Here is a 12,959-nt window from a genome sequence, read left to right as displayed (position 1 = left end):
GCCTAGAAGGCCTTGCCGCTGGCTTCGTTAGCTTTGTCGTTCCCGGCAACGCTGGTTTCGCGCTGCAGTTCGGCCGTATGGCCGCTCGATTGCAGGGTCATCCGGTTGTTGTCGATGACAAGGCGCGGGGTGGCGACGAGCAGGGCGCCGATGGCTTTTTCCTGATCCCATGCAGGCGTGGGGCAGCTCATCTCGGTGAGAGAGAGGGGGCCGGCAATGAGCCGGTCATCATCGATATGCCATGGGCCGTCCATCTGGTTGCAGCCTACACGGATGCCGATTTTCCGGCCTTCGAACGAGATCCTGGCGCCATCGGCCTGCGGGCGTTGTCCATCGATCAGAGTGATACGCCAGGAACTGCGGGCAAGCTGCGGATCGCCGTTACCGCCCGAACCGGAACAGGCAGCAAGCATGGCGGCGCAGGAGGCCGGAAAAATCGCGTGACGAAGCATGCGAAAGTTTCTCGCACATCCGACCTGAGGCTGTGATGAACACCTTTGTAGGGATTCAGGCGCGAAAGGTGTTCATTCCGGCAATGCTTGTTCACCTGATATGTGAGGCGAAGCGCAGGTGGTGATGGAGGTGCAGGGGCTTTGCTCCCCTGCTTGCGCCCAAATCTTCAATAACGCGAAGCGACTGGAATTAGTCGGTGCGAAGATGTGCCAAGGCTTCGTATGCCAATACCGCGCCGGCAACTGCCGCATTGAGGCTATCGGCGCGACCCAGCATCGGGATCGTTACTCGCAGATCGCATGCTTCCTCGTACTCCTGCGGAAGCCCCTGCGATTCGTTGCCCACCATCAGGAAGCATGGTGCGGCATAGGCCGCCTCGCGATAGTCGGTCGGATCGCGTAGCGAAGCGGCGACCAACTGGCCTTCGCCGCCCCGCAGCCACGGCAGGAATTCGTCCCAGCGTGCGGTGACGATCTTCTGCGTGAAGATCGCGCCCATGCTGGCGCGCACGGCCTCTACCGAGAACGGATCGGCGCAGTCATCCAGCAGGATCAGGCCGCCCGCGCCGACGGCATCGCCAGTACGGAGCATGGTGCCCAGGTTGCCAGGATCGCGCAGGGCCTGCGCCACCAGCCAGATCGGCGCGGCGGCGCGATCGAGGTTGGCGATGCGGGTATCGAATTCGGCGAATACGCCAGCAACGGCCTGCGGATTGTCCTTGCCGGTGACTTTGGCAAGGATGTCGACATCCATCTCGACGATGTCGCCACCGGCAGCCGCCACGGCGTGTTCCAGCGCGTCGAGCAGCGGGTGAGGATCGCGGCCGATCGCCATGACCAGCATCTCGGGCACGATGCCGCATTCGCGGGCATCGGTCAGCAGACGCAGGCCTTCGGCAAGGAACCGCTGTTCCCGCTTGCGGTGCTTCTTCTCGCGCAGCGAGCGCAGGAACTTGACCAGCGGGTTCGAAAATCCGGTAATAGTGCGGCGCTCGGCCAACGTACTGCCCTTATTCTTCGCCGAAACCATCGCGGACGAGGCCGGCGAGCAGATTCAGCGCTTCCGGCGCGCCTTCGCCTGCGCAGGAAATCTCGATGCTGTCGCCCTTGGCGGCGCCCAGCATCATCAGGCCGAGAATGGAGTTGCCGGCCGCTTCCACGCCGTCCTTGCCAACCTTGACGAGTACGGATGTCGGCAATTCGGCGACATGGTTTACGAACTTGGCACTGGCGCGCGCATGCAATCCGCGCTGGTTCACGATCAGGACGGTCTCACTGCAATCGTTCATGCGGCATCTTGTCCCAGATATTCGCTGGCAATGGTAATGTAATTGCGTCCGGCATCGCGCGCGGCAGCTGCCGCTTCGCGCACGGACATGCAGGCCCGCGCTTTTGCGAGGCGGATCAGCATCGGCAGGTTGATGCCGGCGATCACTTCCACGCGCCCGGCTTCCATCAGCGAGATCGCCAGATTGGAAGGGGTGCCGCCGAACAGGTCGGTGAGGATGATGACGCCTTCGCCGCTGTCGACCGCGACGATCGCATCGGCAATCTCGCTGCGGCGGCGTTCCATATCGTCATTGGGACCGATGCAGACAGTCGCCACCGCCGACTGATCGCCGACGACGTGCTCCATCGCGTGTACGAACTCTTCGGCGAGATTGCCGTGAGTCACCAGGATCATGCCGATCATGCTGGAAACGGGCTCCGAAATTTTTCTTGCTTGGGCGACCAGGTTGATAGTTCCCGGGGAATATACTTATCGTTCACGCCGCTGACCTCCTTCCAGAAGATCGGCTGCTCGCGAGCCCAGGTTGCGGTGCAACAATGTGGGCGAAAATCCCGCTTCGCGCAAGGCCGCAGCCATGCGTTCGGCTGTGTATACCGATCGATGACGGCCGCCGGTGCAACCGAAGGCGATGTGGACATAGGCCTTGCCCTGCGCCCGGTATCGCGGAAGCAGCAGGAGAAGCAGGTCGCGGATGCGGGTAAAAGCCTCGTCAAAGGCGGGATCGCGACGCACGTAATCGCCCACTGGCGCGTCGAGGCCGGTCATCGGGCGCAGTTCCGGATCCCAATGCGGGTTTTCCACGAAGCGCATGTCGAAGACGAGATCGGCCAGTGGCGGCATCCCGCGCGAGAAGCCGAAGCTGGAGACGGTCAGCGTCAGATCGTCAGGCTGTTCGGTGGAGAAGCGTTCGCGAATCACCCGCTGCAGATCGTTCGAGGTGAATTCGGTGGTTTCCACGAGCAGGTCCGCCCAGCGGCGCAGCGGGGCGAGCAATTCGCGTTCTGCACGGATGCCGGTGTCCACGGGGGCATCCGCGGCCAGCGCGTGGCGGCGGCGGGTTTCGTTGAAGCGGCGCTCCAATTCCTTGCTCGAACAATCGAGGAACAGTGTGTTCAGTTCGATGTCGTGGCGTTCGCTGAGCGCCTTCACTTGCGCAATCACGCGGTCGGGGTCGAACCCGCGCGTGCGGCAATCGAAGCCGATCGCCAGCGACGGCCGCGGCGACTGGTCCGCAACCGGCGCGCTGTCGATCAGGCGATCGAGCAGGCGCACCGGGAAGTTGTCGATGATTTCCCAGCCCAGATCCTCAAGCACCCGCAGCGCGGTCGTCTTGCCGGCACCGAGCATGCCGGTGACCAGCAGCACGCGCTGCCGGTCGGGAGCGGCGCTGGTTTCCGGCAATTGATCGGTTTCGGGGGAATCGAGGGTCATGGGGGCCTGTTTGCGCCGGGCCGCCCGGAAAAGGAAGGGGGCGGAAGGAGAGTCAGCAAACCCTGTTGCCAAAGTGGGACACTGCCAGTTCCACCTTAAGTGCAAGAGATCCGCCCTGTGGCCACAGTCGCACCAGTGGTAGCTCGATTCCGGCGATTTCCACCGTCTCGGCCGCTTCGATGAAGCGCGGCGCCTCCGGATCGAGCGCGATGACCAGCACGACTGGCGCTTCGTCGATGCAGGGAAACGCCAGAATTCCCAGATTGCGGACTTCCAGCAGCCCGCGCGTGTTGGGATGGGGATGGGCGAGCAGGCGATTGTCGGCCGCTTCGAGCACCACGCCGTCGTCGCCCACGAGCACGGCGCCGCGATCGATAAGCTCCAGCGCGAGGGTCGATTTGCCTGCGCCGGAATTTCCCTCGATCAGTATCGCGCGGCCATCGATGGCGATGCAGGTCGCTTGTCGAACATTGGCGGGGGCGGGCGCAGGCGAACTGGGCATCGTCATTCACCCTGCCATGCGGGCAGCGAGAACACCAGTCGGGCGCCATGTTCGCCGTCGGTGCGGTCCGTCGCGCGCAATTTGCCGAAGTGGGCCTCTACGATGGTGCGTGCGATGGCGAGACCCAGGCCGCTGTGCTTGCCGAACTCTTCGCCGGATGGACGGAGCGAGTGGAAGCGTTCGAAGATGCGTTCGCGCGAGGCTTCGGGAATGCCCGGGCCATGGTCGGAGACGCCGATGATCACGCGCTGGCCCTCTCGCGCCAGGGTGACTTCGATGGGCGCTCCGCCAGGCGAAAAGGAGATCGCATTATCCAGCAGGTTCTGCAGCACCCGCTCCAGCCGGCCCGCGTCGCCGGCCACGACAAGCCCTTGCTTTCCAATCGCATCGCTTGCGGCAATCTCTGCGATCTCGATCGGGCAATTGCCGTTGACGCCGCGCTGCTCGCGCTCCGCCACCAGCGCGCGTACCAGGCGCAGCATGTCAACCGGCTCGAAAGTAGTGCGGCTGAGTTCCGCATCGATGCGACTGGCGTCAGCGATCTCGGTCACCAGGAAATCGATCCGCCGCACGTCGTCCTTGGCAATGCCGATCAGCTGGCGGCGCAGGCCTGGTTCATCCACGCGGTCCAGACTTTCGAGCGCGCTACGCAGCGAGGTGAGCGGGTTCTTGAGTTCGTGGGCGACGTCGGCTGCGAAGCTTTCCACCGCGTCGATGCGCTGGCGCAGCGCACCGCTCATGTCGGATACCGCGCGGGCCAGCAGGCCGATCTCGTCGCGCCGGTCGGGCAGGCGGGGGACCACGACGCTGCGATCGCGGCCCAACCGCACCCGGACGGTGGCGCGCACCAGCTTGCGCAGTGGCTCGACGATCGTGCGGGCAAGAAACAGGGAGAGCAGGATCGAGACACCCAGTGCGCCGCCGACAATAAAGGCCAGCGTCTGGCGTGCCATGCGCACGTTTTCCGTAATGTCGCGGGCGTTGCGGGTGACGAGCAGTGCGCCGCCGGTTGCGCCGACCGGGGTTGCGGCGATGATGACGGGTGTGCGGTCCGGCGCGGCCTCGTGGCTCACCTCCGTGCGTCCGGCGGTGAGGGCGGCGGAAATCTCCGGCCAGGCCCGCGCATCGGCGCCGGGATTGTCATGATAGGGTGGAACCGGGGGCGAGCCGAGCACGAAGTCCATGCTGCGATCGAGAACGCGCGCGGCATCCTGCAGCCAGGGTTCCTTGGCGGGGTCGACCAGCGTGTACGAGGGTGGGGCGAGCGCGAAGCTGTCTGCCACCAACTGGCCCTTGGCGTCGAACAGCCGCAGGCGGAGTGTCTCGCTGGATCCGATCCGTGCGATCAGCTTGCGGTGCTGGTCTCGCGGCGTCGCGGCCAGGGCATGGGCGACGATCTCCGCCTGCGAAGCGGCAAGGCGATAGCGTTCGTCCAGAAGTTCGCGGCGATAGCTGTCGAGATAGAACAGGCTGCCCGCCAGCAGGGCCAGGGCAATGACGTTGACGGCCAGGATGCGTGCAGTAAGCGAGACGCGCCACGGCAGCCCGAGGCGGACTCGCTTAGGCGCCTTGCGCGAGGCAGGCCGGCGCGCGCGGTCAGCCATCGGTGAACGAGTAGCCGGCGCCGTAGAGCGTATCGATCGCCGCAAACTCCGCGTCCACAGCGCGGAACTTGCGACGCAGGCGTTTGATGTGGCTGTCGATCGTGCGATCGTCGACATAGACGTCGTCGCTATAGGCGGCGTCCATCAACTGGTTGCGGCTTTTTACCACGCCGGGGCGCATGGCGAGTGCTTCGAGGATTAGGAATTCGGTCACCGTCAGCGAGACCGGCCGGCCTTGCCACGAGACCTGATGGCGCGCGGGATCCAGTTGCAGGCGGCCACGCACCACGGTTTCCGGCACCGCTTCGCCGGAGGTGGCATCGGCGGGTGCGCGGGCCAGTTCGCTGCGCCGCAGGATGGCGCGAATGCGCGCGACCAGGAGGCGCTGGCTGAAGGGTTTGGTGATGTAGTCGTCCGCTCCCATGGCAAGGCCCAGCGCCTCGTCGGGCTCCTCGTCCTTCGAGGTGAGGAAGATGACCGGCAGGCTCGATTGTGCGCGAAGGGCCTGCAGCAAAGACAGGCCGTCCATGCGCGGCATCTTGATGTCGAAGATCGCAAGGTCCGGCGGATTGTCGAGCAGCGCCTTCAAGGCGGCCTCGCTGTCGGTATAGACGCGGGTGGCGAAGCCTTCGGCCTGCAGGCCGATCGACAGTGTGGCCAGAATATTGCGGTCATCGTCGACCAGAGCGATCGTCTGGGGCCGCGCTGCGCTGTCGCTGCGCTGCGGCTCGTTCTGCCCGGGCGGTGTCGACGGCTCTGCCATGGGGCTGATCGGGTTCCTCTTTTCGCTTGGTGATAACGCCTAGCGATACTCCATCCGGCTGACAATCTCCGTTCCGGACGCAAAAGAGATCACGTTCGTCGCAACCCGATTGGTTTATTTTCCTGTGGATTTGACGGAAAAGAGGGGCGCGATTAAGCGCGCCCCCGAGTCTTGCGTAAAAATGTCCGGGTACGTCTCGATCCCGATCGAGAGGTGTCTGAAAATGGAGGAGATGACATTGACCGCTACCCTTAACTACTCGCTCGCCAAACAAGGCATTGAAACAAGCGCGGAAATATTCGCGAATCTGGGCACGGCCCCGCTCGTCGAACATGCGGTCAGGAACGGAGAGGGCGTGCTGAGCGTCGACGGTCCGTTCGTGGTCGCCACCGGCAAGCACACCGGCCGTTCGGCCAAGGACAAGTTCATCGTCAAGGATGCCGAGACGGAGAACACGGTGTGGTGGGGCAAGACCAACGTCGCCATGACGCCGGAGCACTTTGCTGCACTGAAGGAAGACTTCCTTAAAGCGGTCGCTGAGAAAGACACGCTTTACGTCGCCGACCTTTTCGGTGGTTCGCAGCCCGAGCACCGTGTCAACGTGCGCGTGATCAACGAATTCGCCTGGCACAACCTGTTCATCCGCACCCTGCTGGTGCGCCCGAGCGCGACCGAACTCGAAGGCTTCGCGCCCGAGTACACGATCATCGATCTGCCCAGCTTCCGCGCCGATCCTGAGCGTCACGGCAGCCGCAGCGAAACCGTGATCGCGGTCAACTTCACCGAGAAGCTGATCCTGATCGGCGGCACGTCCTATGCGGGCGAAATGAAGAAGTCGGTCTTCGGCATTCTCAACTACCTGCTGCCCACCAAGGGCGTGATGCCGATGCACTGCTCGGCCAACATCGGGCCTGAAGGTGACACAGCCGTGTTCTTCGGCCTTTCAGGCACCGGCAAGACCACGCTTTCGGCCGACGCTTCGCGCACGCTGATCGGTGACGATGAGCATGGCTGGTCGGACACCGCCGTGTTCAACTTCGAAGGCGGTTGCTACGCCAAGATGATCCGTCTCTCCAAAGAAGCAGAGCCGGAAATCTTCGCCACCACCAAGCGTTTCGGCACCGTTCTCGAAAACGTGGTGATTGATCCGGTGACGCGCCAGATCGATCTCGACGACAACTCGCTGGCCGAGAACAGCCGCGGTTCCTATCCGATCGACTTCATCCCGAACACGTCGGAGAAGAACCTCGGCCCGGTTCCGAAGAACATCATCTTCCTGACCGCGGACGCTTACGGCGTGCTGCCTCCGATCGCGCGTCTGACGCCCGATCAGGCGATGTACCACTTCCTCTCGGGCTACACCGCGCGCGTTGCCGGTACCGAGATCGGCGTGACCGAACCGGAAGCCACGTTCAGCACCTGCTTCGGCGCGCCGTTCATGCCGCGTCACCCGTCGGTCTACGGCAACCTCCTGAAGGAGCGTATCGCCAAGGGCGGCGTGAAGTGCTGGCTGGTCAACACCGGCTGGTCGGGCGGTAAGGCCACGATGGAAGGCATCAAGCGCATGCCGATCAAGGCCACCCGCGCGCTGCTCAATGCTGCACTGGACGGCAGCCTGAACACCGCCGAATTCAAGGAAGATCCGAACTTCGGTTTCGAAATTCCGGTGGCGGTGCCGGGCGTCGATGCCAAGCTGCTCGATCCGCGTGCGGCCTGGGCTGACGGTGCCGAATACGACAAGACCGCGCAGACGCTGGTGAAGCAGTTCATCGACAACTTCGCCCAGTTCGAAGCCCATGTCGACGAAGGCGTTCGCCGGGCGGCTCCCGTCTCGGCCTGATCGGCTTAGGCGAAAGCAATCACGAGGGCCTCGGAGCATACGCTCCGGGGCCCTTTTGCTATCCCGGCCGGATGGCATTTGAAGTGTGTTCCAAATATGATATTAAGTCGCAATAGCATATTAAAGAGGCGTCGATGTCGCGCAAAAATGTCTATCAGGTCTCGGATTGGAACGGAACGAGTGGCCTGCGCTGGGTGACCAATCAGGCGCGGCTTGACCTGATGCTGCAGCCTTTCGGCCAGGCCGCTTTGGCAGCCGCCGCACCGCAGACTGGGGAGCATGTGCTCGACGTGGGATGCGGGGCCGGGACTCAGACGTTCGAGATCGGCAGGCAGATCGGTTCGCGCGGCCATGTTCTGGCGCTCGATATCTCGACACCGCTGATCGAGCGGGCGCGCCAGACCACGCCGCCGAACCTGCCGATCACTTTCGACGTGGCGGACGTCAGCGTTGCGCCGCTTCCGGTGGAAGGCTTCGACCTGCTCTATTCGCGCTTCGGCGTGATGTTCTTCGACGATCCCGTTGCAGCATTCGCGCACATGCGCCTTTCGCTGCGGCCCGGCGGCCGTCTGGTCTTCGTCTGTTGGCGAAGTGCGGCGGAGAACGACTGGGTTCGCCTGCCGATGGGCGCGATCAAGGAAATCGTGCCGCCAACCGAGCCGCCGAGTGCCGATGCCCCCGGGCCGTTTTCGTTCGGTGATCGGGCGCGGGTGGAGGGCATTCTGGCCGCCGCCGGCTTCGCGGACTGCGAAATGCGCCCGTTCGACCACACCATTAGCTTCGGATTGGGTGAGGACCGCCCGGCCGCCGTGGCGGATGCGGTGAACATGGCGTTCGAGGTCGGCCCGCTGTCCCGCGCGCTGGCCGATCAGCCAGACGCGATACGCGAACGTGCCGAGAAAGCCGTACACGCCGCCTTTTCCGCCTGTCCCGGCGAACGCTCGGTGGAGATCGAAGGGGCTGCCTGGATCGTCACGGCCTGCAATCCGGGGCGTTGATCGCGCATAGCCGAATGGACACTGCGGAAAGCCTTCCGTTCGTCATCGTTTGCGCTCATATTCCGCCTGCACTCATCAAGGAGACTGCACCATGGGACTTTTCGACGGAATTCTCGGCCAGGTCAGCGATCACCCCGATGTCGAAAATCTTGCCGGCAAGTTGGGCCTCGATACGGCCACGACTGAAAAGGCTATTGCCGCGCTTGGCTTCGCGCATCAGCAAGAGGGCGATACCGCGCAACTGGCGGCGGAGAAGACCGGCCTTGGCGTCGGCACCATTCAGCAGATCATCGCGTCGATCGGCGGCGAAGGTTCGCTGGGCCAGTTCGCCAGCATGGTGTCGAGCGACCCCGGCAAGTTCGCCTCGTTCCTGGACAAGGACGGCGATGGCAGCGTGATCGACGACATTACCGACATGGCAAAGGGCCTGTTCGGCAAGAGCTGAACACCTCTGCTGCGATGAAGAAAGGCCGCCCTGCCAAAGCGGGGCGGCCTTTCTCGTGCCGGGGGTTCCGGCGATCGGTTCAGTCCAGCATGTCGGCCGGCACTTGCCCGCCATGTGCGGCCAACTGGCGCAGCGTTTCCTTGTGCAGCCACAGGTTCATTTCGGCCGATCCGTCCAGCGCGCCGGTATAGCCCAGCTCCTGCGCCAGTTCCTTGCGGTTGCCGAGGCTGGAATCGATATTCAGCACTTTCATCAGATCGACGATCGAGTGCTTCCAGTCGAGATTGGTGCCGGATGCCATTTCGGTCAGCACTGCGTTCACGTCCACCGGCTCTTCGGCGACCGGGGGTGGCGGAGCGGCTGCAGCCGGGGCTGGGGCCGCCGCGACAGGAGCTGCGGCAGCAGGCGGGGGCGCGGCCTTCTTCTTGCCGAAGATGGCATCCTTGATCGAGCCGAAGATGGACATGGTCGTACTCCTTGGCTGAACCGCATGAGGCTAAGCCGCATGGGGCAGAGTTCCGGGGGGCAGGGTACAGAACGCAGTGAACGGCAAGGGCCGGAGTCGGCCTTGTGCCCACGGCGCAGCAATCCTGCCCGTTAGCCGGTGCTCTGCCTACGCCATGTCCGCACCCACGGGGCACGGTGCCCCGTGAGTGCGGTGGAGTGATCAGTGTGCCTTATGGCCCGCGATATACTCGTCGATATTGGTCGCCAGCACGTCCAGCGGGACGTTGCCGCCATCGACCACGGCCTGGTTGAAATCGCGCAGGTCGTAGGCCGAGCCCAGCGCCTGCTGCGCGCGGGTGCGCTGGCGGTTGATTTCCGAATGGCCCATCTTGTAGCCGCAGGCCTGACCCGGCCACGAGCAGTAACGGTCCACTTCGCTGGCGATTTCGCCTGCGTTGCTGCCGTTCTTCTCCACGAAGAACTGCACCGCCTGCTGACGGCTCCAGCCCTTGGCGTGAAGGCCGGTATCCACCACCATGCGGCAGGCGCGGAAGGCGATTGACTGGAGGTAGCCCAAGCGGCCGACCGCATCGTCGTCATAGGCGCCAAGCTCGTCTGCAAGCTGCTCGCCGTAAAGCGCCCAACCTTCGGAATAGGCGTTGAATGCCAGCATGGAGCGGATCAGCGGCAGTCGGTTGGCATATTCGCCCTGCCAGACGTGGCCGGGGATCGCCTCGTGATGGACCAGCGTGGGCAGGTCGAACTTGCGATGCAGATCGGTGGTGTGGAGGTTGATCCACATCTTGCCGGGCACGGTACCGTCCTTCGAGCCGCCGCCGCCATAGGCTGTGGGCGCGCCGGGCTCTTCGGAAAGCGGCAGGCGGCGCACTTCAACCTTGCCGCTGACCGGATCGCGGAACGCGCGCGGCATCTGTGCACGGATCCAGTCGATGCGCTTCTGGATGAAGGCCATGATCTCGGCGCGGCCGGGATCGCCTTCGGGGAACATGAAGCGCTTGTCGCTGCCCAACGCGGTCATGCGTGCACCCACCGTTCCGGTGGTGTAGCCCAGCGACTTCAGGATCGGGTCCATACGGGCGTGGAGCGCGGCCAGTTCCTCCAGCCCCCGCTGGTGGATTTCCTCTGCCGGAACGGTCGTGGTGGTGCTGGCGCGCAGGGCCCAGGCGTAGAATTCGGGGCCATGCGGACGGGCGCCCATGCCCGGATCGCTCTTGGCAAGGCCGCGTTGGCGCTTGAGTTCGGCCAGCTGACGTTCCAGCGCCGGCACCACTTCGCCCGCGACGATGGTCTTGGTGCGGTTTTCCCAGTCGCCGGGGATAGTCTTGGTGCGGCCCACAAGCGAAGAAACGAGCCCGCCGCCGTTATTGCGGGCATCGGCAATCGTGCTTTCCATCTGGGCGATGGCGCGGTCCAGCAGAAAGTCCGGCGGGACGAGGCCCTTGTCGGTGGCCGCGCGCATCCGCTCCAGCTCGCCGTCTAGCTGCGAATCGAACTGGGCAAGGCGTGAGACGTAAGCCTCCGCGTCCTCGGCCGTTTTTACCTGATGGTCGGCATCGAGGAATTTGGGCGTATCGAGATAGGCGCCCACGTTCTGGATCACGACGTAGGGCGTGTTGCGCCAGCCACCCACGGCCACGTCGCCATAAGGCTGGGCCAGACCGTCCAGCGCGGTGCGATAGGCGCTGCGGATCACGGCAAGGCTGGTACGATCGGCATGGTCGAGCCCTGTGGTGTCGAACGCCTCGGCACGGGCCAGATCGGCGCGCAGCGTCTTTGCCAGCGCATTGCGGCCGGCGAAGGAGCGATCCTCAAGGCGCGAACGCAGGCCCGCGTGAGCGCCAGTATCGACGCCCAGGCTGGTGGCGTTTTCAGGGGCGTGTTCCAGCAGGTTCCAGGCGATCGAATCGAGCAGATCGGAAGCCGCCTTCTGGCCGGACGGTGCAGCGGCCAGCGCCCGCGCGCCGGGCAGGGCAAGTGCAGCGGTTCCGGTGGCTAGAAGCTGGAGGGTGGTGCGGCGCGAGAGGGGCGCGGTTCCCATGACTTGGTTCTTCATGGGCCGCGAAACTGGCGAGCGGTGGAGCGTGTGTCAAACCCGCTCGATTGCCGGATCGTGCTGGGCTAGGGGAAAACGATGGATATTGCGCTTTCCCTGCTCGTTCTTGCCTCCGCCGCGCTAGTGCTGGGCGCTATCGCGCTGTTTCGGCGCGGGGGCTATCGCAAGCAAGCCGTTTTGATGCTCGTGCTGGCCGGGGTGATGGCGGTGAACGTGGCGATTCTGGTGGTGCCGACGCCCGACGGCAATTCGCTGGCCGACGCTGCGGCAAAGGAAAAGGCGCCGGAGTAACCCTCCGGCGCCCTTCATTTTTGTTCGCGATCTCGCGCCGATTACTTGATCGGGCAATCCGGCGAGAGGCGCATGTCGAGGTAGTTGTCGACCGAGCGCATCAGGTCGTCCATCTCGTTCTCGAAGAAGTGGTTCGCGCGCGGAATTTCATCGTGGTGGATGGTGATGTGCTTCTGCGTGCGCAGCTTGTCGACCAGCTTCTGCACCGCGTTCGGCGTAACCACCGTGTCCGCCGCACCCTGGATGATGATGCCCGAAGCGGGGCAGGGGGCGAGGAACGAGAAGTCGTACATGTTGGCCGGCGGCGCCACCGAGATGAAGCCGCGAATCTCAGGACGACGCATCAGCAGCTGCATGCCGATCAGCGCGCCGAACGAATAGCCGGCGATCCAGGTGGTCGAAGCCTCAGGATGGATCGACTGCACCCAGTCGAGCGCGGCCGCCGCGTCGGACAATTCGCCCACGCCGTTGTCGAAGCTGCCCTGGCTGCGGCCGACGCCGCGGAAGTTGAAGCGCAGGGTGGCGAAGCCGCGGGCCACGAACGCCTTGTACAGGTTCTGGGTGACGCGGTCGTTCATCGTGCCGCCCGCCTGCGGGTGGGGGTGAAGGATCATGGCCACGGGCGCGCGCGGGCGCGTTGCGGGCTGGAAGCGGCCTTCGAGGCGGCCTTCGGGTCCGGGAAAAATGACTGCGGGCATGTGTTTGCGGGCCTGACCTGTTGAAACTCCCGCGAAATACCGGCGGCGATTTGCCACGTCGGCACTCACGGGAGTGGAAAAGGAATGGTTCGCTATATAGAAACAACCGGCCCGAAAACAACT

The 12,959-nt window shown here is 64.2% G+C and carries 15 protein-coding genes; 4 read left to right on the top strand and 11 right to left on the bottom strand.

The window, feature by feature from the left end; translation table 11 throughout:
- Window positions 1–2: 2 nt before the first annotated feature.
- The 8 genes from ACZ1JC_RS20525 to ACZ1JC_RS20490 all read right to left on the bottom strand — a co-directional run bounded on the left by ACZ1JC_RS20525 (window position 3) and on the right by ACZ1JC_RS20490 (window position 6,043).
- On the bottom strand, window positions 3–452 hold the full coding sequence (locus tag ACZ1JC_RS20525; RefSeq protein WP_465138408.1) for an META domain-containing protein: 450 nt from the start codon (window positions 450–452) through the stop codon (window positions 3–5).
- A gap of 190 nt (window positions 453–642) precedes the next feature.
- The gene (locus tag ACZ1JC_RS20520; protein WP_465138409.1) at window positions 643–1,452 is read right to left on the bottom strand and encodes a TrmH family RNA methyltransferase; all 810 of its coding nucleotides are present in this window, start codon (window positions 1,450–1,452) and stop codon (window positions 643–645) included.
- A gap of 10 nt (window positions 1,453–1,462) precedes the next feature.
- The gene (locus ACZ1JC_RS20515) at window positions 1,463–1,741 is read right to left on the bottom strand and encodes an HPr family phosphocarrier protein (RefSeq protein ID WP_395332831.1); all 279 of its coding nucleotides are present in this window, start codon (window positions 1,739–1,741) and stop codon (window positions 1,463–1,465) included.
- Window positions 1,738–2,145 (bottom strand): PTS sugar transporter subunit IIA, encoded by a 408-nt coding sequence (locus ACZ1JC_RS20510; protein WP_395332833.1) that lies wholly within the window; start codon window positions 2,143–2,145, stop codon window positions 1,738–1,740. The genes ACZ1JC_RS20515 and ACZ1JC_RS20510 overlap by 4 nt, the downstream gene beginning before the upstream one ends.
- A gap of 66 nt (window positions 2,146–2,211) precedes the next feature.
- Complete coding sequence (gene rapZ, locus ACZ1JC_RS20505; protein ID WP_465138410.1) at window positions 2,212–3,174, bottom strand: RNase adapter RapZ; 963 nt, start codon at window positions 3,172–3,174, stop codon at window positions 2,212–2,214.
- A 52-nt stretch (window positions 3,175–3,226) separates the two neighbouring features.
- The gene (locus ACZ1JC_RS20500; protein ID WP_465138411.1) at window positions 3,227–3,676 is read right to left on the bottom strand and encodes an HPr kinase/phosphorylase; all 450 of its coding nucleotides are present in this window, start codon (window positions 3,674–3,676) and stop codon (window positions 3,227–3,229) included.
- Window positions 3,677–3,678: 2 nt separating this feature from the next.
- A complete protein-coding gene (locus ACZ1JC_RS20495) occupies window positions 3,679–5,280 on the bottom strand; it encodes a sensor histidine kinase (RefSeq protein ID WP_465138412.1) in 1,602 nt (533 codons plus the stop codon).
- Entirely contained in the window at window positions 5,273–6,043 is a 771-nt protein-coding gene (locus ACZ1JC_RS20490) for a response regulator transcription factor (protein ID WP_465138413.1), read from the bottom strand. The genes ACZ1JC_RS20495 and ACZ1JC_RS20490 overlap by 8 nt, the downstream gene beginning before the upstream one ends.
- A gap of 238 nt (window positions 6,044–6,281) precedes the next feature.
- Between ACZ1JC_RS20490 and ACZ1JC_RS20485 the strand changes: the two genes are divergently transcribed.
- The 3 genes from ACZ1JC_RS20485 to ACZ1JC_RS20475 all read left to right on the top strand — a co-directional run bounded on the left by ACZ1JC_RS20485 (window position 6,282) and on the right by ACZ1JC_RS20475 (window position 9,326).
- Window positions 6,282–7,883, top strand: a complete 1,602-nt coding sequence (locus tag ACZ1JC_RS20485; protein WP_465169073.1) for a phosphoenolpyruvate carboxykinase — start codon at window positions 6,282–6,284, stop codon at window positions 7,881–7,883.
- A 134-nt stretch (window positions 7,884–8,017) separates the two neighbouring features.
- Window positions 8,018–8,881: a class I SAM-dependent methyltransferase gene (locus ACZ1JC_RS20480; protein WP_465138415.1), complete on the top strand. Its 864-nt coding sequence runs from the start codon at window positions 8,018–8,020 to the stop codon at window positions 8,879–8,881.
- 91 nt (window positions 8,882–8,972) lie between these two features.
- Complete coding sequence (locus tag ACZ1JC_RS20475) at window positions 8,973–9,326, top strand: hypothetical protein (protein WP_465138416.1); 354 nt, start codon at window positions 8,973–8,975, stop codon at window positions 9,324–9,326.
- A gap of 79 nt (window positions 9,327–9,405) precedes the next feature.
- Here the strand turns inward: ACZ1JC_RS20475 and ACZ1JC_RS20470 are convergent, their stop codons facing one another.
- Entirely contained in the window at window positions 9,406–9,792 is a 387-nt protein-coding gene (locus ACZ1JC_RS20470) for a DUF3597 domain-containing protein (protein ID WP_465138417.1), read from the bottom strand.
- Between the two features lie 201 nt (window positions 9,793–9,993).
- Window positions 9,994–11,832, bottom strand: a complete 1,839-nt coding sequence (locus ACZ1JC_RS20465; RefSeq protein WP_465138418.1) for a DUF885 domain-containing protein — start codon at window positions 11,830–11,832, stop codon at window positions 9,994–9,996.
- 93 nt (window positions 11,833–11,925) lie between these two features.
- Here ACZ1JC_RS20465 and ACZ1JC_RS20460 point away from each other — a divergent pair, with 93 nt between their 5' ends.
- Entirely contained in the window at window positions 11,926–12,138 is a 213-nt protein-coding gene (locus tag ACZ1JC_RS20460) for a hypothetical protein (protein WP_465138419.1), read from the top strand.
- Between the two features lie 41 nt (window positions 12,139–12,179).
- Here ACZ1JC_RS20460 and ACZ1JC_RS20455 read toward each other — a convergent pair whose 3' ends face one another.
- Window positions 12,180–12,836 (bottom strand): alpha/beta hydrolase, encoded by a 657-nt coding sequence (locus ACZ1JC_RS20455; RefSeq protein WP_465138420.1) that lies wholly within the window; start codon window positions 12,834–12,836, stop codon window positions 12,180–12,182.
- Window positions 12,837–12,959: the final 123 nt, after the last annotated feature.

It is taken from the genome of Sphingomonas sp. BL-S-28 (assembly GCF_055521515.1).
The sequence above is the reverse complement of the archived record's forward strand: the minus strand, read 5'-3'. Positions and strand labels throughout refer to the sequence as shown.

Coding starts and splice junctions, on each gene's coding strand:
- ACZ1JC_RS20525 (WP_465138408.1), bottom strand. CDS start 452: ATGCTTCGTCACGCGATTTTTCCGGCCTCCTGCGCCGCCATGCTTGCT.
- ACZ1JC_RS20515 (WP_395332831.1), bottom strand. CDS start 1,741: ATGAACGATTGCAGTGAGACCGTCCTGATCGTGAACCAGCGCGGATTG.
- ACZ1JC_RS20510 (WP_395332833.1), bottom strand. CDS start 2,145: ATGATCGGCATGATCCTGGTGACTCACGGCAATCTCGCCGAAGAGTTC.
- rapZ (WP_465138410.1), bottom strand. CDS start 3,174: ATGACCCTCGATTCCCCCGAAACCGATCAATTGCCGGAAACCAGCGCC.
- ACZ1JC_RS20500 (WP_465138411.1), bottom strand. CDS start 3,676: ATGCCCAGTTCGCCTGCGCCCGCCCCCGCCAATGTTCGACAAGCGACC.
- ACZ1JC_RS20495 (WP_465138412.1), bottom strand. CDS start 5,280: ATGGCTGACCGCGCGCGCCGGCCTGCCTCGCGCAAGGCGCCTAAGCGA.
- ACZ1JC_RS20490 (WP_465138413.1), bottom strand. CDS start 6,043: ATGGCAGAGCCGTCGACACCGCCCGGGCAGAACGAGCCGCAGCGCAGC.
- ACZ1JC_RS20480 (WP_465138415.1), top strand. CDS start 8,018: ATGTCGCGCAAAAATGTCTATCAGGTCTCGGATTGGAACGGAACGAGT.
- ACZ1JC_RS20475 (WP_465138416.1), top strand. CDS start 8,973: ATGGGACTTTTCGACGGAATTCTCGGCCAGGTCAGCGATCACCCCGAT.
- ACZ1JC_RS20470 (WP_465138417.1), bottom strand. CDS start 9,792: ATGTCCATCTTCGGCTCGATCAAGGATGCCATCTTCGGCAAGAAGAAG.
- ACZ1JC_RS20465 (WP_465138418.1), bottom strand. CDS start 11,832: ATGGGAACCGCGCCCCTCTCGCGCCGCACCACCCTCCAGCTTCTAGCC.
- ACZ1JC_RS20460 (WP_465138419.1), top strand. CDS start 11,926: ATGGATATTGCGCTTTCCCTGCTCGTTCTTGCCTCCGCCGCGCTAGTG.
- ACZ1JC_RS20455 (WP_465138420.1), bottom strand. CDS start 12,836: ATGCCCGCAGTCATTTTTCCCGGACCCGAAGGCCGCCTCGAAGGCCGC.